Source organism: Luteimonas cucumeris (genome assembly GCF_007830035.1).
GTDB classification, from domain to species: domain Bacteria; phylum Pseudomonadota; class Gammaproteobacteria; order Xanthomonadales; family Xanthomonadaceae; genus Luteimonas_C; species Luteimonas_C cucumeris.
This window is the reverse complement of the sequence record NZ_VLKN01000005.1, coordinates 263,376-283,700: the sequence shown is the minus strand read 5'-3', so window position 1 is coordinate 283,700 and position 20,325 is coordinate 263,376. Positions and strand designations below refer to the sequence as shown.

Genomic DNA, 20,325 nt, shown 5'->3' with positions numbered 1-20,325 from the left:
CCCCGTCCATCCTGCGATGGACGGGGCGTTCACATTGCCTGCCGCGATCGGGACCTGATCAACCCGCTCGTGCGAGGCACGCGACCTCAGCGGCTGACGCGGGCGGTCGTGCCGTCCGACGTGACGCGGACGCGATCACCGACACGGTAGTCATGCACGGAACCGACCTGCGCCACCGCGACCGACTGACCGGTCTCTTCCAGAAGCACCGTGAACTCCACGCCTTCGGTGCTTCTTCCCGACATGGCGTTGCCGGCGGCACCGCCAGCCGCCGCGCCGGCCACCGCACCAGCCGCAGGCGCACGCCTGCCACCTCCGATGGTGCTGCCGGCAATGCCGCCCAGGGCGGCACCCGTGGCGGTGGCGATCCAGGAGCCGTTGCTCTGGATCGTCACCGGGCGGATGGCCTCGATCGTGCCCCATCGTACCGTCTGCTTGACGCCGGCCTGGCTCGACGAAAAAGTGCTGCTGCTGGGCGGCGCGGAGGCGCAGGCCGAAAGCAGGACGATCGTCGAAAGCGCGACAGGCAAGGCAAAACTACGGGAAATCTTCATCGCATCGTCCTCGAAATTGAAATGATCCAACGCGTCCTCCGTACACCGCTCATCAGCAATGACGTTGAGATGCGCGGCTTCAGCGGCTGACGCGAGTGGTCCTGCCGTCCGAGGTGACGCGGACGCGATCGCCGACGCGGTAGTCGTTGACCGAACCGGCCTGCACGACAGCCACGGTCTGTCCGGTCTCTTCCAGGCGCACGGTGAACTCGACGCCCGTGGTGTTGCTACCGGAAATGGCATTGCCTGCCGCACCGCCGGCTACTGCGCCAGCCACCGCACCGGCCGTGTTGGCACGCCTGCCGCCGCCCACGGTACTGCCGGCGATACCGCCCAGGACCGCACCCGTGGCGGTGCCGACGCCGGTGCCACTGGCCTGGATGGTCACCGGCCGAACGGCCTCGACCACGCCCCATTGCACCGTCTGTTGGACACCGGCCTCGCTGCTGGAGAAAGTACGGCTGCTGGTGGGCGACGACGCGCATGCAGAAACCAACATTGCAGTGGAAAGAACCGCAGGTAAGACAAAATAGCGTGGAGCTTTCATCGCATTGCCCTCAATTGAAGTAAGTGACACACCCTTCGGCACCTGCAATGTTTCGCCGTGGGAATGGTGGCGCGGCTTCGATACTGACATGCTTCTTCGATCGAAGTCATCGTATCTTCGCGCTGCGTGCCGGGGTCGTTCGTCACGCGGATTTCACAAATATCGCCGTCGAAAGGCGGGCGGGCGGCAGGGTTTCGTTTTGGCACAATGCCGCGGCGATTGCCCGATCACATAAAGGGGTTACGGAATGCCGGCGAAGGTGGTCGTGTGGTTGAAACGCCTGTTGTGGCTGCTGCTCATCTTCGTCGTCGCCCTGTTGTCGATCCGCATCTGGGACTCGCAGCGCGGTCCGCCGCTGCAGCCATGGCATACCTATGTGCCCGAGGAGCTGGGCGCCAAGGCACTGGACGCCGCCGACTGGCCGGCATACCTCGCGCACGAAGCACGCCTGTTCGATGCCGTGCATGCGCGGATGCGCAAGCAGCTGGATACCCCGATGCGCGTACCCAGCAATCGCTACTACGAAGGCGCATCGATGTATCCGGGCCGCTTCGCCCATGACTGGAACCGCTCCTACGTGCTCGACCCGGCGGGCGTTCCACGCGGTGCGGTCGTGCTGCTGCACGGACTGACCGACTCCCCCTACAGCCTGCGCCACATCGCGCGGCGCTACCGGGAACATGGCTATGTCGCGGTCGGCCTGCGCCTGCCGGCGCACGGCACGGTGCCCGGTGCGCTGACGAAGGCATCGTGGCGGGAGTGGATGGCAGCCACGCGCCTGGCCGTGCGCGAGGCGCGTCGCCGTGCAGGCGATGACGTGCCGTTGCACATCGTCGGCTATTCCAATGGCGGCGCGCTGGCGATGAAGTACGCGCTCGACGCCATCGAGGACAAGCAGCTGGCGCGACCGGATCGCCTGTTGCTGATATCGCCGATGATCGGCATCACCGGCACCGCGCGTTTTGCCGGGATCGCGGCCTGGCCGGCGGTGTTTCCCGCCTTCGCCAAGGCCGCCTGGCTGGGCATCGAACCCGAATACAACCCCTTCAAGTACAACTCGTTCCCGGTCAACGGCGCGCGGCAGTCGTGGCTGGTCGCCAACGCACTGCGCACGCAGATGGCTCGCCTGAACCAGCAAGGCCAGCTGTCGAAGCTGGCGCCGGTCCTCACCTTCCAGTCGGTGGTGGACGCGACGGTGAACACGCGCGATGTGCTGACGGGCCTGTACGCGCAGCTGCCGGCGAACGGCAGCGAGATCGTGCTGTTCGACGTCAACCGCAACGTCGCCTTCGACGCTCTGCTGCAGCCCGGCGCTGGCAACGCATTGCAAAGGCTGCTGCCGAACGGCCCGCAACGTTACCGCTCCACGATCATCGCCAATGTCGCGCCGGGCCGTGCAGAGATGGTGGAACGTACGACCGAAGCCGGCACCACCACATCACGCGAACGCGCGCTTGCACTGCGCTATCCGCCCGACATCTTTTCACTGTCGCACGTGGCCCTGCCGTTTCCTGTCACCGACGCACTGTATGGCGTGACGCCGGGTCCGGAAGATCATTTCGGCATCCACCTCGGCGCCTTCACACCGCGCGGCGAGCGCGGCACCTTGCTGGTGGGCCCCAGCGCGATCCTGCGACTCAACTCGAACCCGTTCTTTCCCTATCTGATCGAACGGACGGAAGCCGTCATCGTCCCGGCGAACGCATCCCAGCCCAAGGCTGCAGCGACTGCGGACAGGCCCGTCACGACGCCTTGAATCGATCCGCAAGCGCGGCGCCACGGGCGCGCCGCGATGCTCAGACAGTGACGATCTGCCAGTCCTTCAGGATCTCGTACGTGCCGTTGATGATGAACTGCATGCCGATGCAGACCATCACGAAGCCCATGATGCGCGAGAACGCATCCAGTCCGGAATCACCGAGGAAACGCCGGATCTGCGTGGCGCCGCGCAGGCAGATCCAGAGGATCACTGCGAACACCAGCACCACCGCGAGCACGATCAGGCTCTCGTACAGGAACGGCATGTCATCCGGAGCCATCGCCGCGGCGCTGATGATGTAGGCGATGGTGCCCGGTCCGCTGGTCACCGGAATGGCTAGTGGAATGAAGGCGATGTCGCGCAGTTCCCGGGCACCGCCGTCCCCGGCCATGTCCACCTGCGTTTCGGTCTCGCTGACCTGCGACGGGAACAGCATGGTGAAGCCGATGTACGCGACGATCATGCCGCCGGCCAGGCGCAGGCCGGGAATGGAGACGCCAAACGCGCTCATCACCGCGTTGCCGACGTAGTAGCAGACCAGCATGATGATGACGACGTACACCGTGTTGCGGTTGATCACGCGGTTGCGCTCGCGCACGGTATGGCGCGCCGTCAGCGCCAGCAGCACCGCCGCGCTCGACAGTGGATTGGCGATCGGCAGCAGGCCGAGCAGGCCGAACGTAACGTAGCCGAATAAATCGCCCAGGCCGTAAGTCATCGCGTGCGCCGTGCATGGATACGGCGGCCATCGTAGCAGCCGCCTCCGGAACCGGCAGCACGCACGCAGCGAACCGCGTTGCAGCAGCCGCCGGCAATGTCCCATGCGCGGGACATTTCGTCCCTGGTATCCGCACTTTTGTCCATCGCTCCGGCGCCCATTTCATGTCTACAGCGATGGCTGCCCAGGCATTCCGCCAGGGCCCGTCGCACGGATGCATCGCGCTTCCTTCCCCACGTCGCGATGTCCGTAGCAGGAGTCAGATCAGTCATGCAGAAGAACAAGATGTTGTCCCGCGCCTTGCTGGTCATTGTCCTGGGCGCCGCCGTGTTCGGCGCGCAGGCGGCCGATGAACCCGGTTTCTATCTTGGTGCTGGCGTCGGCCAGTCCTTCGTCGACGAAGCCGCCTACGACGACGAGGACACCGCGTTCTCGGCGTTCGGCGGTTACCAGTTCAACCGCTACTTCGGTATCGAAGCCGGCTATGCCGATTTCGGCAAGCTGCAGGCCAGCGGCGCAGGCCGCGCACTCGAAGCCAATGCGGCGTACCTGACCGCGGTCGGCACCGTGCCTTTCACCGAGCAGTTCTCCGGTTACGCCAAGGCCGGCTTCCAGCGTTGGGACCTGGACAACGCGATCCCCAGCCTGACCCGCAGCAGCGACGACAGCGGCAGCGATCCCACCTATGGGCTGGGCCTGCAATACCGCTTCAACGACAAGGTCGCGCTGCGCGGCGAGTACAGCCGCTTCGAAGTCGAGGACATCGATCTGGACCTGGCGCAGTTGCAGGTGCGGTTCGATTTCTGAGCCGCGTTGATCCGCACTGGAGCACGAGAGCCGCCGCATTCCGGCGGCTTTCGTTCCATCAGCCAGGCCGCCACGTCATACCCAGCCGACAGCTTGCCATCCGCCATTGATCGGAACCGAGCTTCCTCGACGCAAAGGTCCTACGCGGACGTTTTCGTCGCGATCCAGCGGTCGATCTTCTGCTCCAGCACGTCCAGCGGCAGCGAGCCGTCCCTGAGTACCTCGGCATGGAATTCGCGGATGTCGAATTTCGGTCCCAGCGCCTGCTCGGCCTTGCCACGCAGCGCCTGGATTTTCAGTTCGCCGATCTTGTACGCCAGCGCCTGGCCCGGCCAGGCGATGTAACGCTCGGCCTCGGCGATCGCATCGGTCTCGGACGCGGCGGAGTTTTCGAGCATGTACTCGATCACCTGCTCGCGGCTCCAGCCCTTGCTGTGCAGGCCGGTGTCGACGACCAGGCGGATCGCGCGCCACAGTTCCGCCTGCAGGCGACCGAAGTACTGGTAGGGATCGGTGTAGACGCCCAGCGCCTTGCCCTGCGACTCGGCGTACAGGCCCCAGCCTTCGGCAAACGCACTCTCTCCGCCCCAGCGACGGAACGACGGCAGATCCTTGAGCTCGATCTGCAATGCGATCTGGAAGTGGTGGCCGGGAATCGCCTCGTGCAGGTACAGGCTTTCGGCAGCCCAGGTCTTGCGCGCCGGCAGGTCGTAGGTGTTGACGTAGAAGATGCCCGGGCGCGTGCCGTCATCACTCGGCGGGTAATACTGGCCGCCGGCGGCGGACTTGGCACGGAACGGCTCGACCGGGCGGATCTCGAACGGCGCCTTCGGGATCAGCGAATACTGCTCCGGGATCTTCTGGTTGATTTTCGCTTCGAGGGCGCGGTAATCCTTGAGCAACTCGTCCTCGCTCTTGAACACGAAGCGCGGATCGTTCTTCATGAACTTGAAGAAGTCCAGCATCGAGTCCTCGAAGCCTACCTGCGCCATCACCTGCCGGATTTCGCCGTGGATGCGCGCGACCTCGTCCAGGCCGATCTGGTGGATCTGCGCCGGCGTCATGTCGGTGGTCGTGCTCTGGCGCGCGTTGAACGCATACCAGGCGGCGCCGTTGGGCAACTGGTCGAGGCCGAAGGTGTCGCGGGTATGGGGCAGGTATTCGTCGGCGATGAAGTCGCGCAACTCCTGGTACGCCGGCATCAGCTGCTCGCCGATCAACTTGCGATAGGCCTCGGTCAGGCGCTGCCTGTCGGCGTCTGGGAATTCCTTCGGCATCTGCTTGATCGGGCCCCAGAACAGCGTGTCCTCGGGCTTGTCCTCGATCAGCGTGTCCAGTTGCGGGATCACCTTCTCCATCAGCACACGCGGCTGCACCACGCCGGCCTTGATGCCCTCGCGCATGTTGGCGATGTCGGTGTCGAACAGCACCGGCAGGCGGCCGGCGCGGGCCAGCCAGTCGTCGTAGTCCTTGACCGTCTTGAATGGCTGCGCGCCGGTACCCGAGCCGAGCTGCACGGCGAAGCTGGCGATGCTGTCCATCTGGTTGACCGGCAGCAGCCAGGTCGGGAACTGGTAGGAGTCCAGCGCTTCCCTGGCATCGGCGACGAAGATCTCGTAGCTGAGCAGGTCCTGGCCGCTGAGGCCTTCGGCACCGATCGCCTCGACCTTCTTCAGCCAGTCGCTGGTGAACTGCCTGGATTGCGCGCGGTACGCGGCCGAACCAAAATCCGGCAATTCGGCGTTGTAGCGTGGGTCGCCCTGGAACGTGGCGGTGAGCGGATTGAGTTTGAGGTATTCCTCCCAGTACTCCGCGTAGAGCTGCGTGAGCTGCGCGGCCTTGGCGGCGGCGTTCTGCGTTGCCGCAGGCGTGGCCGGCGTCGTGGCGTCGGTGGACGGCGTGCGCTCGCAGCCGGCGATGGCGAGGGTTACGGCAAGGGCAAGCAGGATCGGGCGAAGCTCCACGGTGGACTCCTGTCGTTGCAGCGGAAAATAGTGCGGAGCATACGCCCCAGATCATCGGACAATGTCGTCGGCAGCGACGTCCGTCCATAGGCCGATCGGCATGGTGGTGCTGTTGACCGCGACGACGTGAGAGTTGCGGCCTCACGTCGTCTTACGCCACGCTGGCTTATCTGCTGCACTCCTCACATGCCGCGGAGGCCACCATGTCCGACACCCGCCCAAAGGCCAGCGATTTCGATCCGGAGGTGATGCGCCTGTTCGACCAGTACGTGCATGGCCTGATCGACCGTCGCGGCTTCCTCGCCGGCGCGGCGCGTTTCGCGGTCGGCGCCGCCGGTGCGGCCGGATTGCTGGCCGCGCTGAGCCCTCAGTTCGCCGCCGCGCAGCAGGTCAAGCCGGACGACGCGCGGCTGTCGACGAAATATCTCGAGTTCGCCTCGCCGAAAGGCTACGGCAAGGCCCGCGGTTATCTGGCCAGGCCAGCCAAGGCCAGCGGCCCGCTACCGGTGGTGCTGGTGGCGCACGAGAACCGCGGCCTGAATCCGCATATCGAAGACGTCACCCGGCGGCTGGCGCTGGAGGGCTACATCGCCTTCGCGCCCGACGCGCTGTTCCCGCTGGGCGGTTATCCCGGCGACGAGGACACGGCGCGTGCGCAGTTCGCCAAGCTCGACCAGGACAAGACCCGCGCCGACTTCGTGGCCGCGGCGCAGATGCTGCGCGGCATCGATGGCGGCAACGGCAGGCTTGGCGTGGTCGGCTTCTGCTGGGGCGGTGGCATGGCGAACTATCTCGCCGCGCACGTGCCGACAATCGCGGCGGCCGTACCGTTCTATGGCAACGCAGCACCGCTGGAGGACGTGCCGGAGATCCAGGCCGAACTGCTGGTGGTGCTGGCCGCGAACGACGAGCGCATCAATGCCGGCTGGCCGGAGTACGAGAAGGCGCTGAAGGGCGCCGGCGTGAAATACGCGCTGTTCCAGCCGTCGGGCACGCAGCACGGCTTCAACAACGACACCACGCCGCGCTACGACGAGAAAGCGGCCGCGGAAGCCTGGCGACGCATGCTCGCGCTGTTCGAGCGGCGTCTGCGCGACACGCCGGCGTAGTTCGGCTTGCCTGTGCCGCGACCGGTCTGTCATTTCACGGCAATCTGCTGTTCGCGCAATTTGAAATACGGACGCGCAGCTTGCGGCCGGGTCAACCCGGCTCGTGTGGCGTCGTCGTCCCGAAGCATGGCGCCAGGCCAGCATGGCAAGCGGGAACAGCGTTGACGGAGTGCAATCGACAAACGCTGAAGGTCGTTCGTCGCCGTCGCTGCCACTTGCAGCGCCACCATGCGGTCCGCACTGCAAAGTGTCGGTGATGGTGCGCCCCCGGCACGGGTTGTCGGTGAGCAATCGCGCAGGCTAGGCTGCCCTACCCGTCTGGAGAAGCACGATGACCCGCGAGTTGCCGGCGGTCCACGCCGCCACGCTGGCCCACATTCTGTCCGTTCTCGGCGACGATGCACGCATCGATGCGGTGCTGGCGGGCGGTTCGATGCTGCATGGCGGCTTCGACGCGCAATCCGACCTCGACCTGGTGGTGGTCGTGCGCGCCGGCGATTACCCGCAGGTCATGGCGCAGCGTCCCGCCATCGCCGCACGCCTCGGTTCGTTGCTGGCGGCATTCAGCGGCGAACACGTCGGCGAGCCGCGCCTGCTGATCTGCCTGTTCGGTCCGCCGCTGATCCACGTCGACCTGAAGTTCGTGGTGGAAACGGACTTGCAGCACATGGTCGAACGTCCATGCCTGTTGTGGGCACGGCAACCGGAACGGATCGGCGCGGTCCTCGATGCCGCGTCCGTGCATTGGCCGGACCGGGAGGCGCAGTGGTTCGAGGACCGTGCCTGGATCTGGCTCCATTACGGGGCCGCCAAGCTGCTGCGCGGCGAACGCTACGAAGCCCTCGGCATGCTGGCCTACTTCCGCGACCAGGTGCTGGGGCCGCTGCTGCATCGCCGTTCCGGCAGACCGCAGCGCGGCGTGCGACGCATCGAATCCGATGCCGCTGCCGATGCCGCGCTGTCCCTCACCATGGCCACAGTAGAAACGGCTTCGATCGCGCAGGCACTGCTGCGCGCGATCGAGCTGTATCTCGAGCTTCGGCAGGACGATCCACCGGAGCGGCCGACACCGCACATGCCTGACGCGCTGCGTGCCTACCTTCAGCCAGGCGATTGATCGCCGACGTCAGATCGACCGTTCAAGCCGGCGGCGGATCGGGTGGCGTGGTGGGTTCCGGCGGCGGCGGTGCGGTCGGCTTGTCGCTTTCCGATGGCAGGTAGTACTTCACGCGTTCGAAGAAGCGCTTGTAGAAGTCGACGTTCTGCACGGTGTTGCTGGCCACCCGTACCAGGTTCGCGCCGCTGCTGCCGACCGGCAACGACACCGATCCCAGCATGCTGACGCCGACGCTGGCGGAATTGGACGTGGTCATCAGCGCGTAGCGATCCTGCACCGCGTTGGCGAACACGATCGCCTGGTCGCCGCCCTGCGGCACGCAGGTGATGCGTACGTTGAGCTGGGTATGCGTCTCCGCATCGGGCTGGAAGGTCTTGTTGGCCTCCACCACCTCGGCACCGGCCTTGCTGATCAGATAGCCCTGCCCCAGCAGCGCACGGCGTGCGGCTTCGCAGGCTTGCGCCTGGGAAATCGGATAGCTGCGCGAATAGGTGTCATCGGCACCGAAGGTTTCTCCGGACGGTGGCGCTTCCTTCTTGCCGCCGCGGGTGCAGGCAGCCAGCAGCGCGATGAGGACGATGACGAGGCAGCGGGCGGTGGAACGGTGGCGGAACATGGCGATGGGCTGGCGGCGGAGACGCGCGAAGTCTAGCGGCGCGGGCATTCAGAAGGGCTGAACGGCGCGCGTCGCGTACGGCAGTGGGGTGGCTCGCGATCACCGCGGTTCGGGCAGCGCGTCCAGGTCCACGCGCGGCTTGGCCTGCGCCGAACTGCGCGTGAAATGCGTGCCTGGCGCCGCGGCCTTGTCGAAGAAGCCGCCATTGCGCATGTAGAAGCTGTCAGCGGTGGCACCGGCGGTGACATCCAGGCGCTGGCGGTTGCGCGCGGTCGCATCGACCGAGAAGCGCGCCGACTTCAGTTCCGTCCACACGCCGTCCTTGCTGATGGCCCACTGGTTGCCGTAATGCGCCATGCGTTCGAGATGACCCAGTTCCGGGTAGAAGGATTCGATGAAGGAATGCGCCTTGGTCAAATAGCTGGAGACTCCTTCGTATCGCCAGGTGGCGAGGAACTTCCATTCGCAGTCGTCGGCACCGGGCAGGCAGGGCGCACCGAACCAGGCCGAGTACAAGGTGTTGCCGCGCCCATCCGGACGTGCGCGGGTGATGAAGCGGTAGCTGCTGCCGGGTTTCCAGTCGTAACGCAGGAAGCTCTGCCCGCCGGTGCCCTCGCCGCCGAAGTCCTGCGCGCTCACGCCGTCGCCTTTCTTCACCAGCGTGGTCTTGCCACCTGGTGAATCCCACACCGAGAACAGCACGCGCCGCTCGGTTTCGGAATTGACCTGGATGCCGAAGTAGCCGGTCGAGAAACCATTGGCCATGAAGTAGGAGCCGATCCGGTCGTGCCCTTTCGGCACGGTGATCTCGCTGTAGAAATATTCGGTGTGCTCCGGGACGGTGAAGTTGAGGTGTCCCGAGGGTCCGCGCCGCGACCAGTAGAAGTTGGCGGGATCGTCCGCGAAGGCGAGGCCGGCCGCGGCGGCGCTGCCGCCGACCTCCAGGCCGGAGACATCGCCGAAATAGCCACCGTCCGTGCTCACGCCTTGCAGATCCACCTTGACGTAGCCGGGCCGGGCGATGGTGAAGGTGCCGACCGGGATCGAGGACGCCGCGGTGCCGGCCAGTACCGCCTGCTTGCGTTGTCCATCGATGGATACCTCGACCGTGCTGCGGTTGGCGCCATGCAGCGCGCCCACCAGCGAAAGCTCAACCGTGCCCGCCTGCTTCGCGAAGAAATAGACGCTGACGATGGCTTCGTTCGAAGTCCAGTTGTGCAGGCCCGTATCGTCGATGAGTTCTTCATGCGCGGGAGCCGGCCGCGTGACGAAGGCGTTTCCTCCCAGCGGCACGATGGTTTTCGTCTGCGCAAGCACGGCGCCTGATGCAAGCAGCAGGGACAGCAGGCAGCAGACAAACAGGTTTCGCATGGTGGTTATGCTCGGGATGCGAGAAAAGCAATACGCAGCTGCGCCTGTCTGGAGACAGACGCAACGCTGATTGGGTCGACGCGCGACCGCGGTCAGTAACGGTCGTTGAATGCGAAGATCGGCTTGCGATCCTTCCACTTGCCTTCGGTGAAGTCGGGGAAATCCAGGGTCTGGAAACCGTTGGCGATCGACTGCTCCGACAGCGGCGTGATCGCACTCCAGGCGATCGCGTCGTAGATGTCGATCGGCATCGGCGCTTCGGCTTTCACGGCCTCGACGAAGGCGTGGATCACGAAGAAGTCCATGCCGCCGTGGCCGGCGCCTTCGGCCTGTGCGGCGTACTTCTTCCACAGCGGATGCTCGAACTGATCCTGGTACGCCTGGAAGGGTTCCCATTTGTGCGCCGGGCTGCGGCCTTCGATGTGGATCGATTTGTTGAGGTCCATCCACAGGCCTTGGGTGCCCTGCACGCGGAAGCCGAGCGAATACGGGCGCGGTAGCGAAGTGTCGTGCTGCAGGATGATGGTCTCGCCGTTCTCGCAGGCCAGGGTGGTGGTGACGACGTCGCCGAGCTTGAACTTCACCTTGGCGTTGGGGTGATCCGGGCCGCCCTGGGCGACCACGTACTCGTGCAACCCACGCGCCTTGCTGGCGAAGCTGTTGATCCGGGTGAAGCGGTTGCCGCGGTTGATGTTGGTGTACATCGCGCACGGGCCGATGCCGTGACTGGGATACAGCTCGCCATTGCGATCGACCGAATGCTGCGTACGCCAACGCGCTTCCGACCAGCCCTTCTCGCCGAACTCGGCGCCGCTGCCGTAGGGCTGCTCGGGATTGCCGGAATTGAACTTCACCGCGCGCAGGTCGTGCTGGTAGCCGCCCTGCAGGTGCACCAGTTCGCCGAACAGGCCGGCGCGCACCATCTGCAGTGCCGCCATCACGTCGCGGCGATAACAGACGTTCTCCAGCAGCATGTACGGCGTGCCGGTGCGGCGCTGGGTGTTGAGCACGTCCCAGTGGTCCTGCAGGGTGATGCCGGCGACCACTTCGCAGCCGACCGCGACCTTGGCCTGCATCGCGTCGATCGCCATCGGCGCATGCCATTCCCACGGCGTGGCGATGATGACGGCATCCAGGCCCGGCACTTCCAGCAGCTGGCGATAGGCGTGGCCGTCGCGGTTCTCGCCGAAGGTCTTCGGCTTCGGCTTGCCGGCCTTCTCGACCATGCGCAGCGCGCGCTCGAGCATGAGCGGCTCGATGTCGCACAGCGCGACCACTTCGACGTCGTCACGGCGCACCAGCTCCTTGAGCAGCACCTGACCGCGCATGCCGGTGCCGATCAGGCCGACGCGTATACGACGCTTGGCAGCCCATCCCGGCGTGCTCGGCAGCAGCGTGCTGGCGCCGATCGCGGCGCCGGTCAGGATGAAATCTCTACGGTTCATGGTGTGCTCCTTTGCATCCGCAGCCAGTTCCGTCGTCGACTGGCAAAGCGCGGTTCGAGTGAATGCGGATCGCCGGATCCGCGGGAAATGATCAGGGTGTCAGGCGCCAGCGCTGGTAACCGTTGGCAAGACAGGTGTGGGTCTGCAGCCAGGCGCCGCGAACGGCACCGCTCATCGGATCCAGGCACTTGCGTGCGCCGACGTTGTAGACCTCGCTGGAACCCGGTATCGGCATCCAGCGCTGGGGCGAGCCGTTGCCGCAGTCGGCCAGCCGCACCTTGCCGTCGGCATCGGCCTGCAGGCACTTGCTGGGCGATCGCATCAGCAGGCGGAAGCCGTCGTCGCGCGCGACCAGCTGGTTGGTGTTGGCCGCGCAATCCCACAGACCGGCCTGGAAACCACCCGACAAGGTATCCAGGCAGTAACCGCTGTGTTCGTTGAGCAGGTGCTGCGGGCTGTCGAGGGTGCCGTACACGTTGGCCGCGGCGATGCAGTCCTGTTCGGCGGTGCAACTGGCGCGGGCGATGGTGGCGCAGACGCCGTAGGTAGTGGCCGTGCTGGAGACAGAACCGACGCTGCCCTGCTCCGCCGTCGGCGCGTGCATCACCGCGCTGCTGGCCGGCACCGCGGCGCAGCTGGGACGCTGCTGGTTGCCTTGGGCATAGTCTTCCAGGAAGGTGTTGGTGCGGTTGGTCAGCCCGCCCCAGGTGGCCGGCACCTCGATGGTCGCCACTTTTTTCTGGCTGCCGCTGGCAGTGTCGATGATGTAGGCGGCCCAATGGCCGGACGCTTCGGCGACGATGCGGATGTCGTAGGTGACGCGCTGTTGCCAGCCGTAAGCGACCCAGCACTGCACGCCATTGCCTTCGTGGTCGAAGTAGGCGCATTGAGTACCGGGTTCGGCAGTCCAACCGGTCGCCTCCCAGATCGAGAAGTTCAGCGCCTTGTTGTTGCCGTCGCGCTGCTGCAGGCCGACATAACCGCCGTTGCCGCCCTTGAACCAGAACTGGTGCGCCCAGTAGGTGTAGCCGTCATTGCCGGGCTCGTCGGTGATCGTGGTCGGAAAGCTCAGGTCCAGATAGCCCAGCTCGGTGGCAGGCCATTGGCGGTCGATGGCGACCATTCCACCGGCCACCACGGCATGGGCGTTGGGCGCAAGCAGCAGGCACAGCAACAGCACGGCGGCGCGCATGTTGAGCATGTGGACTCTCCTGTGGGCGATAAGGCGCGGATGTTTCGACAGCGACAGTCACCAGGACTTGCAGGTGACCGTCGGTTGCAGATGCGGCCGAAGATGTCGTGGCGGTACCGGCGCGATTACGGGATCATTCGCCAGCGCTGCGATCGCTTGTCATTGCACGCCTGCAGCCGCACCGACGCATCTTTGATCGGCGCCAGGCACAGCCCGCTGCCGACGTGGTAGAGCGCGTTGGTGTCGGCGACCGGAATCCAGCGCTGCATCGACGATTCGACACAATCGCCGGACTGCACACTGCCGTCTTCGCCCACCTGCAGGCACTGGCTTTGTGCCTGCATGGACATGCGGAAGTCGTCGTCGCGCTCGAACAGCTGCGCGCTGCTGGCCGTGCAACCCTCGAGCCCGGCCACGCCGCCGGCGCGCGCTTCCAGGCATTGGCCGCTGGCCTCGTGCTGCAGGCTCTTCGGATCGCCGAGGTTGCCGTACACGTTGGCCGAGGCGATGCACTCCTGCTCCAGCGTGCACGACGCGCGTGCGATCGTGGCGCAGACGCCGTAGATCCGTGCATTGCTGCTCGTCGGCAGCACCGTGCCGTTCTCTGCCTGGGGCTGGTGGAAGACGGCGCTGGTCGCCGGCACTTCGGCGCAGCTGCCGCGTTCGTCGCCGCCCTGGGCGTAGTCCTCGAGGAAGCTGGAGGTGTCGTAGATGCCGCCCCAGGTCGACGGCACCTGGATGGTGGCGACCTTGCGGCGGCTGCCGTTGTCGGTATCGGTGATGTAGGCCGTCCAGTGCCCCGGTTCCTCGGCGACGACGTGGATCCGGTACTGCGTGCGCGCCTTCCAGTCATAGTCGATCCAGCATTGCACGCCACTGTTTTCATGATCGAAGAAGGCGCAGTTGGCGCCTTTCTGCGGGACCCAGCCGGTCGCCTTCCAGATCGAGAAGTTCAGCGCCTTGTTGCGACCATCGCGCTGCTGCAGGCCGATGTAGGCGCCGTCGCCGCCCTTGAACCAGAACTGGTCGGCCCAGAAGGTGAAGCCGTCACGTCCCGGTTCCTGGGCGATCGTGATGGCGAATTCCACGTCCAGGAAACCGACCTCGCTGCTCGGCCATTGGCGGTCGACCGCAACCATGCCGCCGGCCACCACGGCGTAGGCATTGGTCGTGAGCAGGCATAGCAACAGCACCGCGAAACGGATGATGCGCATGGAAACTCTCCTGTGGAATCAGAACTTGTAGTTCACCGTCAGACTGAAGATGCGTCCGAAATTATTCGTGTAGCCCGGGAAGGTCATCCAGTCGTTCGGGTCGTAGAACGGCAGGCGGTTAAACAGGTTCTTCACCGTGGCGCCCACGGTCAGGCCCGGCGTCGCCCGCCAGCTCACGCCGAGGTTGGCCGTCCACCACGACGGAGCGCCGTCGCACTGGTTCGGCGCCACGGCCACGTAGCTACCGGTGCAGGTCTGCGAATTGTTGTCGACCGCGTCGATCTGGTCCCAGGCCCACTTGGTCTTGCCGACGTAGTTGATGTAGAAGCTGGTGGTGACGTCCTTGTAGCTCCAGTCCGTATTGAAGGTCGCGCGCAGACGTGGGTTGTTGTAATACCCGACGAAGTTGCCGTAGTACCAGCCGCTGCCATCGTCGGAGTTGTACATGTTGCGGTTGGCGATGGTCGCGGCCACGCCGACATTCAGCGCGCCCCATTCGTCCAGGTCGAAACGGCCACGGGCATCGATATCGAAGCCGTCCACCATGGTGCGGCCGCGGTTCTTGTACTGGCCGATGACGCTGGAGACGTTGCCGATGGAATAGGTCGGCAGCGTGCCGGGGCAGGCCACGCCGCTGGCCGGGTCGGCGCACATCGCGGCCAGCGCAGCCTCGTTGGCACGGTCGGTCTCGGTGATCGGGAAGCGCGTCAACGCAAGGATGTCTTCCGGCCTGCTGTAGTCCGGCGCGACGATCTCGTTTTTGCGGTTGATGTACCAGTAGTCGACCGATACCGACGACCAGCTGGTCGGTTCGAACACCAGGCCGACCGTGGCGATATTGGCCTTCTCCGGCTCCAGGTCCGGGTTGGGCTGGGTCATGCGCGCCACGTTGCGGCTGCAATCGGAGTTCAGCAGCGTATTGCCCAGGTCCACGTCGCCGGGGCGGTTCGACTGCAGCAGCAGATCGGCGATCGCGTTGGTTTCACCACAGCGGGTCTCGTCGCGATAGCCGCCGATCTGTGCGAACACGCCGCCGCTGCCGGACTCGGCCAGGCTGGGAGCGCGGAAGCCTTCCGAATAGGTGCCGCGCAGCATCAGCTCCGGCAACGCCTGGTATTTGATGCCGATCTTCGGCGCGATGTTGGCGCTGAAGTTGGGGTACTTGTCCACGCGCAGCGCCGCTTCCAGTTCCAGCTTCTCGGTGAGCGGGGCGACGGCCTCGGCGAACAGCGCGTAGGTGTTGCGCGCGCCGTCGAACCACGAACCACCCTGCTGGGTGATCAGGCCGTTGGCCGCGTCCTCGTTGCCCGGGGTGTAGAAGGTCTCGCGGCTCGCGTTGAAGCCGAACGCCGCGCGCACTTCGCCGGCCGGTAAGGTGTAGATCGGCCCTTCGATCTTGCCGTCCAGGGTATGCAGCCGGGTCCACGACTGGATGTCGAAGGTCGGGTACGCCCCGCGCAGCAGCGCCGCATTCGATTCGTTGATCACGCCGAACTGGTAGGCCGGGTTGTCGGAGATGATCACGCGGCCGGTGGTCGGGTCGATGGTGTACGGGCCGAACGCGCGCTCGAAGCCTTCGAGGTTGATGTTGCCGGTCTGGAAGGTGGTCGAATGCGAGCCGGCGGTGGCGAACGCGGTTTCCCAGTTCCAGTCGCCGAGATTGCCGCGCAGTCCGGCCAGCGCGCGGTAGCTCTTGTCGGTATTGCGCTGCCCGTAATAGTTGTCGCCCACATCCTGCATCAGGTATTGCACGCCGACCACGCCGCCCATCAATGCCTTCAGTTCGGGGCTGGCATGGTTGTAGACGTTGTTCGGACCCATGAACGGGGTCAGGAACTGGTTGACGGTGGTGCCGGTGTTGCGCGCGAACCAGGTCTGCGGGTTGCCGGTGGTCGTGCTGAAGGCACGCGGCGTGCCGCCGTTGGCGCGCAGGTCGATGTCGGTATAGGTCGCCTCGGCGAAGGCTTCGGTGCTCTCGCCGATCAGGAAATGCGCACTGACGTAAGCGGTCGCGCGCTCCGTCTCGGCGCCACCGTCGATCTCGTTGTTCAGCCAGGTCTGCCAGATGCAACGCGTCCCTGAGGCTTCGGTGATCACGTTGTTGCAACCCGGTGCTGCTTCCTGCACGCGCGCGCCGGTGGCCGGATCGAACGCGAAATAGCTGCCGGGGTTGAACACGCCCGGTGCGCTGCCGGTACCGATGCGCAGGTTGTTGATGTAGTTCGGGTTGTTGACGTAGTGCTGCTTCGGCTTCTTGTCGTACCACTCGCCCAGCGGGATCGCGTCGCGCCGGTACAGGTTGACCGAAGCGTAGACGTTGTAGCGGTCTTCCTCGAGGTCGCCGAAGCCGCCGGTGATGCTGGCCTGGTGCTCGCCGTAGCTGTCGAAGCGCGACGACATGTCGGTGGTGCCGCTGACCTCGAGGCCCTGGAATTCGCTCTTGGTGATCACGTTGATCACGCCGGCCACCGCGTCGGTGCCGTACACGGCCGAGGCACCGTCGGTGAGCACTTCCATGCGTTCGATCGCCGCGGCGGGAATCGAATCGATGTTGACGAACTGGGTCTGGAAGCCCGCCGGCGCGCCGTAGTACGACAGGCGACGGCCATTCAACAGGACCAGCGTGCCCTGCGCGCCGATGCCGCGCAGGTTGGCCTGCGAGGCGCCGTCGGAGCCGCTGAACAACGACTTGGAATCCACCTGCGCCGGTCGGTTCGCGGGCAGGTTGTCGAGCACCTGGAGTAGGGTCCGGGCGCCCATGTTCTCGATGTCCTGCTTGCTGATGATCTGCAGCGGCGACGCGGTTTCGCCATCGATGCGGCTGATGCTCGAACCGGTGACCGTGACGCGATTGAGGTCGGTGACCTGGGCATCGGCTGCCTTTTCGTCATCGACGGGCTTGTTGGGAACGTCCTGCGCCTGCGCAGTCGTGGTCGCGGTGGACTGTGCCCAGGCCGTGGAGGCCAGGCCGGCGCTCATCAGCGTCAGGCCCAAGGCCACGGCACGGCTCATGGCATGCACCCGGGGTGAAAAACTGCGGTTCCGCATCGTCATTCCTCGAAAGGGTTGAAGTTGGTCTGGCTCTGGCTTGCGATCTGGCTTGCTTGATGGATCAACAGGCGGAAGTCCCTCCCCCGCCAACACACACCCACATGCGTGGAATGCGTCCCGCGAAACTGGTCTTACGAAAACGTGGCGTTCGAAAGCACACCCGGCCCGCGGCGACGGCGCGCGGATCGCGGACAATGAGCGGCCGGTGGTCTTGCAGGACGAGCCCGGTCGTCCGGGCGTGGGTCGCAGGCATGCCCACCGCACCCGCCGGCAACGCGGGCAATGCGTGCAGGGATGACGTCTGGTTTGCGCGAATCTGTCGTACTCATCACTGTCGACCGGCCCCTGCCTGCGAATACTGGCGTTTTCGAAATCTGCCAATCGACTCTAGGGCAGCGATTCGAAATAAGTCAACAATATTGAAAGATATTTGACTAAAAAAATGCCAAAAATCGTCAAAATCACCTTGACTATCTTTCTTTATTGCCCAATTTTAGTCGACAAACTTTCATTTCATCGCAGACTATCGCGCCATACTTGCCTGTATTGACGCGGCGCAGCACGATTTTCTTCATGAACCTCATGGCGAACCAACATCAGAAAGCTTGAATTCTTTCGAATTTTCTTTTTTACTTTCTTTTCGTGCCATGATTGAAAGCCAATGGACCTGCCTTTGAACACCCGGCCAAACGAACGCATGAACGATCTCCTCCAGCGCACTCCCGACGACTGGCGCCGGCTTGGCGGCCTCGACACGGCAGAAGAGATCCAGCACCAGCCGGCGATCTGGCGCGCCCTGGCCGACGAACTGGGCGCGCAGCGGGCGCGGATCGAAAGTTTCCTCGGCGACTGGCTCGCCGATCCCGGCCGTCGCGTGATCCTTACCGGCGCCGGCAGTTCGTCCTATATCGGCGAGATCGCGGCCGACGAGCTGGACAGCGCCTGGCCCGCGCAGGTGCGCGCCATCGCCAGCACCAGCCTGCTGACACATCCGGCGCTGTACCTCGATGCCGAGCGGCCGACGCTGCTGGTGTCGTTCGCGCGCAGCGGCAACAGCCCGGAAAGCCTGGCGGCGGTGGAACTGGTACGACGCAACGTTGGCGACACGCGCTTCCTCAACATCACCTGCAATGCCGACGGCGATCTCGCGCGGCAGGGCGAAGACCGCGACGACACCCTCAACCTGCTGATGCCCGACGGCAGCTGCGACCGCGGCTTCGCGATGACCAGCAGCTTCAGCGCGATGTTGCTGGCAGTGCTGGCGGTGCTGGGACGCGACGCCTGGGACACACGCGTGCAGCAGATCGCGCAGCTGGCGCAGCACGCTGAAATCGCCTTGCAGGACTGGGCGCCGGCGGTCGCGGCACTGGCGCGCCAGCCGTTCGAACGCATCGTCTATCTGGGCAGCGGCCCGCTGGAAGCGCTGGCCAAGGAAGCGGCGCTGAAGGTGCTGGAACTGACCAGCGGACGCGTGCTGGCGCTGGCCAATACCTGCCTGGGTTTTCGCCACGGCCCCAAGTCGGTGCTCGACCGGCAGTCGCTGGTGGTGGTGTTCCGCAGCGGTGCCACGATCGCGCAGCCCTACGACCAGGACCTGCTCGACGAACTGCGCCGCGACCAGGTCGCCGCGTCCGTGCTGGCGGTCGGTGCCGACCACGGCGACCAGGCCAGGCCCGATTTCGCCGCGCCACCCTTGCCGTTTTCCGATGCGTGGCTGGCGCCGCTGTGGCTGCTGATGGCGCAGCAGTTCGCACTGCACAAGTCGGCCGCGCTGGGCCTGACGCCCGACAATCCTTTCCCCGACGGCACCGTCAACCGTGTCGTGCAGGGCGTCACCATCCATTCCTGAGGACCGGCCCATGACCCGCGCACAGGTCTGGTACGGCCTGGACATCGGCGGCACCAAGATCGAACTGGTCGCCTGCGACGAGGCGCTGGAGGTCTGCCATCGGCGCCGCGTCGACACGCCGGGGCAGGACTACGAAGCGTTCCTGCAGGCGATCACGCAGCTGGTCGAGGATGCCGACCACGCACTGGGCGTGCGCGCCGCGGTGGGCCTGGGCCTGCCCGGCGTGACCGATCCGGTCAGCGGCTGCCAGCTCAGTTCCAACGTGCCCGCGCTCAACGGCCAGCAGGTCGTACCGGCGCTGCAGGCGCGACTGGATCGGCCCCTGTATCGCGGCAACGACCTGCAGTGCTTCGCCTTGTCGGAAGCCAACGGCGGCGCCGCGCAGGGACACGCCAGCATGCTCGGCGTCATCCTCGGCACCGGTGCCGGCGGCGGCTTCTGCGTCGAGGGCCGGCTGGTCGCCGGCTACAACGGCATGGCCGGCGAATGGGGGCACTGGACACTGCCGGCCACGCTACTGGAACGGCACGCGCTGCCGATGCTGGGCTGTCCCTGCGGACTGCGCGGTTGCCTCGAGCGCTATGTCTCCGGCCGCGGCCTGTCGATGCTGCATCGCCATCTCGGCGGCGACGATGCCGACGCCAGCGTGCTGGTGCATCGCGCCCACGCCGGCGATGCGCTGGCGCAGCGCGCGCTCGACATCCACCTCGACCTGCTCGGCCACAGCCTGGCGCAGCTGGTATTGATCCTGGATCCGCACGCGATCGTGCTCGGCGGCGGCCTGTCAAAGCTGGAATCGCTGTACGACACGCTGCCGGCGGCGATGGCCCCGTACCTGTTCAAGGGCGTGCGCGTGCCGCCGATCCTGCCGCCGGTGTTCGGCGATGCCGGCGGCGCACGCGGCGCCGCCCTGCTCGCCCGCCAGCGCAGCCTGGGTGGCCACCAGGCCTCCGGATAGCGCGTCGCCGTCCTTGATCCGAAACCCGTCGATTGCCGCGCCCGGCGCGCACGC

18 protein-coding genes are annotated in these 20,325 nt (G+C 65.6%); 7 read left to right on the top strand and 11 right to left on the bottom strand.

The window, feature by feature from the left end:
* Positions 1 to 86 precede the first annotated feature (86 nt).
* Positions 87 to 395 (bottom strand): glycine zipper 2TM domain-containing protein, encoded by a 309-nt coding sequence (locus IP90_RS16805; RefSeq protein WP_144899909.1) that lies wholly within the window; start codon positions 393 to 395, stop codon positions 87 to 89.
* On the opposite strand from IP90_RS16805, the gene IP90_RS16800 reads away from it, so the two are divergent.
* On the top strand, positions 379 to 579 hold the full coding sequence (locus tag IP90_RS16800) for a hypothetical protein (RefSeq protein ID WP_144899908.1): 201 nt from the start codon (positions 379 to 381) through the stop codon (positions 577 to 579). The genes IP90_RS16805 and IP90_RS16800 overlap by 17 nt on opposite strands.
* A gap of 54 nt (positions 580 to 633) precedes the next feature.
* On the opposite strand, the gene IP90_RS12150 is transcribed toward IP90_RS16800, so the two are convergent.
* Complete coding sequence (locus IP90_RS12150) at positions 634 to 1,053, bottom strand: outer membrane lipoprotein (RefSeq protein ID WP_158635341.1); 420 nt, start codon at positions 1,051 to 1,053, stop codon at positions 634 to 636.
* Between the two features lie 295 nt (positions 1,054 to 1,348).
* Here IP90_RS12150 and IP90_RS12145 point away from each other — a divergent pair, with 295 nt between their 5' ends.
* Positions 1,349 to 2,857, top strand: a complete 1,509-nt coding sequence (locus IP90_RS12145) for an alpha/beta hydrolase (protein WP_144899906.1) — start codon at positions 1,349 to 1,351, stop codon at positions 2,855 to 2,857.
* A gap of 40 nt (positions 2,858 to 2,897) precedes the next feature.
* Here the strand turns inward: IP90_RS12145 and IP90_RS12140 are convergent, their stop codons facing one another.
* A complete protein-coding gene (locus IP90_RS12140; RefSeq protein WP_242007582.1) occupies positions 2,898 to 3,578 on the bottom strand; it encodes a MarC family NAAT transporter in 681 nt (226 codons plus the stop codon).
* Between the two features lie 270 nt (positions 3,579 to 3,848).
* On the opposite strand from IP90_RS12140, the gene IP90_RS12135 reads away from it, so the two are divergent.
* The gene (locus tag IP90_RS12135) at positions 3,849 to 4,385 is read left to right on the top strand and encodes an outer membrane beta-barrel protein (RefSeq protein ID WP_158635340.1); all 537 of its coding nucleotides are present in this window, start codon (positions 3,849 to 3,851) and stop codon (positions 4,383 to 4,385) included.
* Positions 4,386 to 4,525: 140 nt separating this feature from the next.
* Here the strand turns inward: IP90_RS12135 and IP90_RS12130 are convergent, their stop codons facing one another.
* Complete coding sequence (locus tag IP90_RS12130) at positions 4,526 to 6,349, bottom strand: DUF885 domain-containing protein (RefSeq protein WP_242007581.1); 1,824 nt, start codon at positions 6,347 to 6,349, stop codon at positions 4,526 to 4,528.
* 203 nt (positions 6,350 to 6,552) lie between these two features.
* Here IP90_RS12130 and IP90_RS12125 point away from each other — a divergent pair, with 203 nt between their 5' ends.
* The gene (locus IP90_RS12125; RefSeq protein ID WP_144899903.1) at positions 6,553 to 7,458 is read left to right on the top strand and encodes a dienelactone hydrolase family protein; all 906 of its coding nucleotides are present in this window, start codon (positions 6,553 to 6,555) and stop codon (positions 7,456 to 7,458) included.
* Between the two features lie 331 nt (positions 7,459 to 7,789).
* On the top strand, positions 7,790 to 8,575 hold the full coding sequence (locus IP90_RS12120) for a nucleotidyltransferase domain-containing protein (RefSeq protein ID WP_144899902.1): 786 nt from the start codon (positions 7,790 to 7,792) through the stop codon (positions 8,573 to 8,575).
* A gap of 22 nt (positions 8,576 to 8,597) precedes the next feature.
* Here the strand turns inward: IP90_RS12120 and IP90_RS12115 are convergent, their stop codons facing one another.
* The 7 genes from IP90_RS12115 to IP90_RS12085 form a co-directional block, all read right to left on the bottom strand.
* Positions 8,598 to 9,191, bottom strand: a complete 594-nt coding sequence (locus tag IP90_RS12115; RefSeq protein WP_158635339.1) for a DUF2242 domain-containing protein — start codon at positions 9,189 to 9,191, stop codon at positions 8,598 to 8,600.
* 99 nt (positions 9,192 to 9,290) lie between these two features.
* The gene (locus IP90_RS12110; RefSeq protein ID WP_144899900.1) at positions 9,291 to 10,562 is read right to left on the bottom strand and encodes a DUF3472 domain-containing protein; all 1,272 of its coding nucleotides are present in this window, start codon (positions 10,560 to 10,562) and stop codon (positions 9,291 to 9,293) included.
* 92 nt (positions 10,563 to 10,654) lie between these two features.
* On the bottom strand, positions 10,655 to 12,007 hold the full coding sequence (locus IP90_RS12105) for a Gfo/Idh/MocA family protein (protein WP_144899899.1): 1,353 nt from the start codon (positions 12,005 to 12,007) through the stop codon (positions 10,655 to 10,657).
* Positions 12,008 to 12,098: 91 nt separating this feature from the next.
* A complete protein-coding gene (locus IP90_RS12100; RefSeq protein WP_144899898.1) occupies positions 12,099 to 13,208 on the bottom strand; it encodes an RICIN domain-containing protein in 1,110 nt (369 codons plus the stop codon).
* 116 nt (positions 13,209 to 13,324) lie between these two features.
* Positions 13,325 to 14,413: a DUF3472 domain-containing protein gene (locus IP90_RS12095; RefSeq protein ID WP_144899897.1), complete on the bottom strand. Its 1,089-nt coding sequence runs from the start codon at positions 14,411 to 14,413 to the stop codon at positions 13,325 to 13,327.
* An 18-nt stretch (positions 14,414 to 14,431) separates the two neighbouring features.
* Positions 14,432 to 17,425, bottom strand: a complete 2,994-nt coding sequence (locus tag IP90_RS12090; RefSeq protein ID WP_242007580.1) for a TonB-dependent receptor domain-containing protein — start codon at positions 17,423 to 17,425, stop codon at positions 14,432 to 14,434.
* Positions 17,426 to 17,977: 552 nt separating this feature from the next.
* Positions 17,978 to 18,163, bottom strand: a complete 186-nt coding sequence (locus IP90_RS12085) for a hypothetical protein (protein WP_144899896.1) — start codon at positions 18,161 to 18,163, stop codon at positions 17,978 to 17,980.
* Between IP90_RS12085 and IP90_RS12080 the strand changes: the two genes are divergently transcribed.
* On the top strand, positions 18,162 to 19,313 hold the full coding sequence (locus tag IP90_RS12080) for an SIS domain-containing protein (protein WP_144899895.1): 1,152 nt from the start codon (positions 18,162 to 18,164) through the stop codon (positions 19,311 to 19,313). The two genes, IP90_RS12085 and IP90_RS12080, sit on opposite strands and share 2 nt — an antisense overlap.
* Before the next feature lie 10 nt (positions 19,314 to 19,323).
* A complete protein-coding gene (locus tag IP90_RS12075; RefSeq protein ID WP_144899894.1) occupies positions 19,324 to 20,271 on the top strand; it encodes an ROK family protein in 948 nt (315 codons plus the stop codon).
* Positions 20,272 to 20,325 lie beyond the last annotated feature (54 nt).

Coding starts and splice junctions, on each gene's coding strand:
- IP90_RS12150 (WP_158635341.1), bottom strand. CDS start 1,053: ATGTTGGTTTCTGCATGCGCGTCGTCGCCCACCAGCAGCCGTACTTTC.
- IP90_RS12145 (WP_144899906.1), top strand. CDS start 1,349: ATGCCGGCGAAGGTGGTCGTGTGGTTGAAACGCCTGTTGTGGCTGCTG.
- IP90_RS12140 (WP_242007582.1), bottom strand. CDS start 3,578: ATGACTTACGGCCTGGGCGATTTATTCGGCTACGTTACGTTCGGCCTG.
- IP90_RS12135 (WP_158635340.1), top strand. CDS start 3,849: ATGCAGAAGAACAAGATGTTGTCCCGCGCCTTGCTGGTCATTGTCCTG.
- IP90_RS12125 (WP_144899903.1), top strand. CDS start 6,553: ATGTCCGACACCCGCCCAAAGGCCAGCGATTTCGATCCGGAGGTGATG.
- IP90_RS12120 (WP_144899902.1), top strand. CDS start 7,790: ATGACCCGCGAGTTGCCGGCGGTCCACGCCGCCACGCTGGCCCACATT.
- IP90_RS12115 (WP_158635339.1), bottom strand. CDS start 9,191: ATGTTCCGCCACCGTTCCACCGCCCGCTGCCTCGTCATCGTCCTCATC.
- IP90_RS12110 (WP_144899900.1), bottom strand. CDS start 10,562: ATGCGAAACCTGTTTGTCTGCTGCCTGCTGTCCCTGCTGCTTGCATCA.
- IP90_RS12105 (WP_144899899.1), bottom strand. CDS start 12,007: ATGAACCGTAGAGATTTCATCCTGACCGGCGCCGCGATCGGCGCCAGC.
- IP90_RS12100 (WP_144899898.1), bottom strand. CDS start 13,208: ATGCTCAACATGCGCGCCGCCGTGCTGTTGCTGTGCCTGCTGCTTGCG.
- IP90_RS12095 (WP_144899897.1), bottom strand. CDS start 14,413: ATGCGCATCATCCGTTTCGCGGTGCTGTTGCTATGCCTGCTCACGACC.
- IP90_RS12090 (WP_242007580.1), bottom strand. CDS start 17,425: ATGAGCCGTGCCGTGGCCTTGGGCCTGACGCTGATGAGCGCCGGCCTG.
- IP90_RS12080 (WP_144899895.1), top strand. CDS start 18,162: ATGAACGATCTCCTCCAGCGCACTCCCGACGACTGGCGCCGGCTTGGC.
- IP90_RS12085 (WP_144899896.1), bottom strand. CDS start 18,163: ATGCGTTCGTTTGGCCGGGTGTTCAAAGGCAGGTCCATTGGCTTTCAA.
- IP90_RS12075 (WP_144899894.1), top strand. CDS start 19,324: ATGACCCGCGCACAGGTCTGGTACGGCCTGGACATCGGCGGCACCAAG.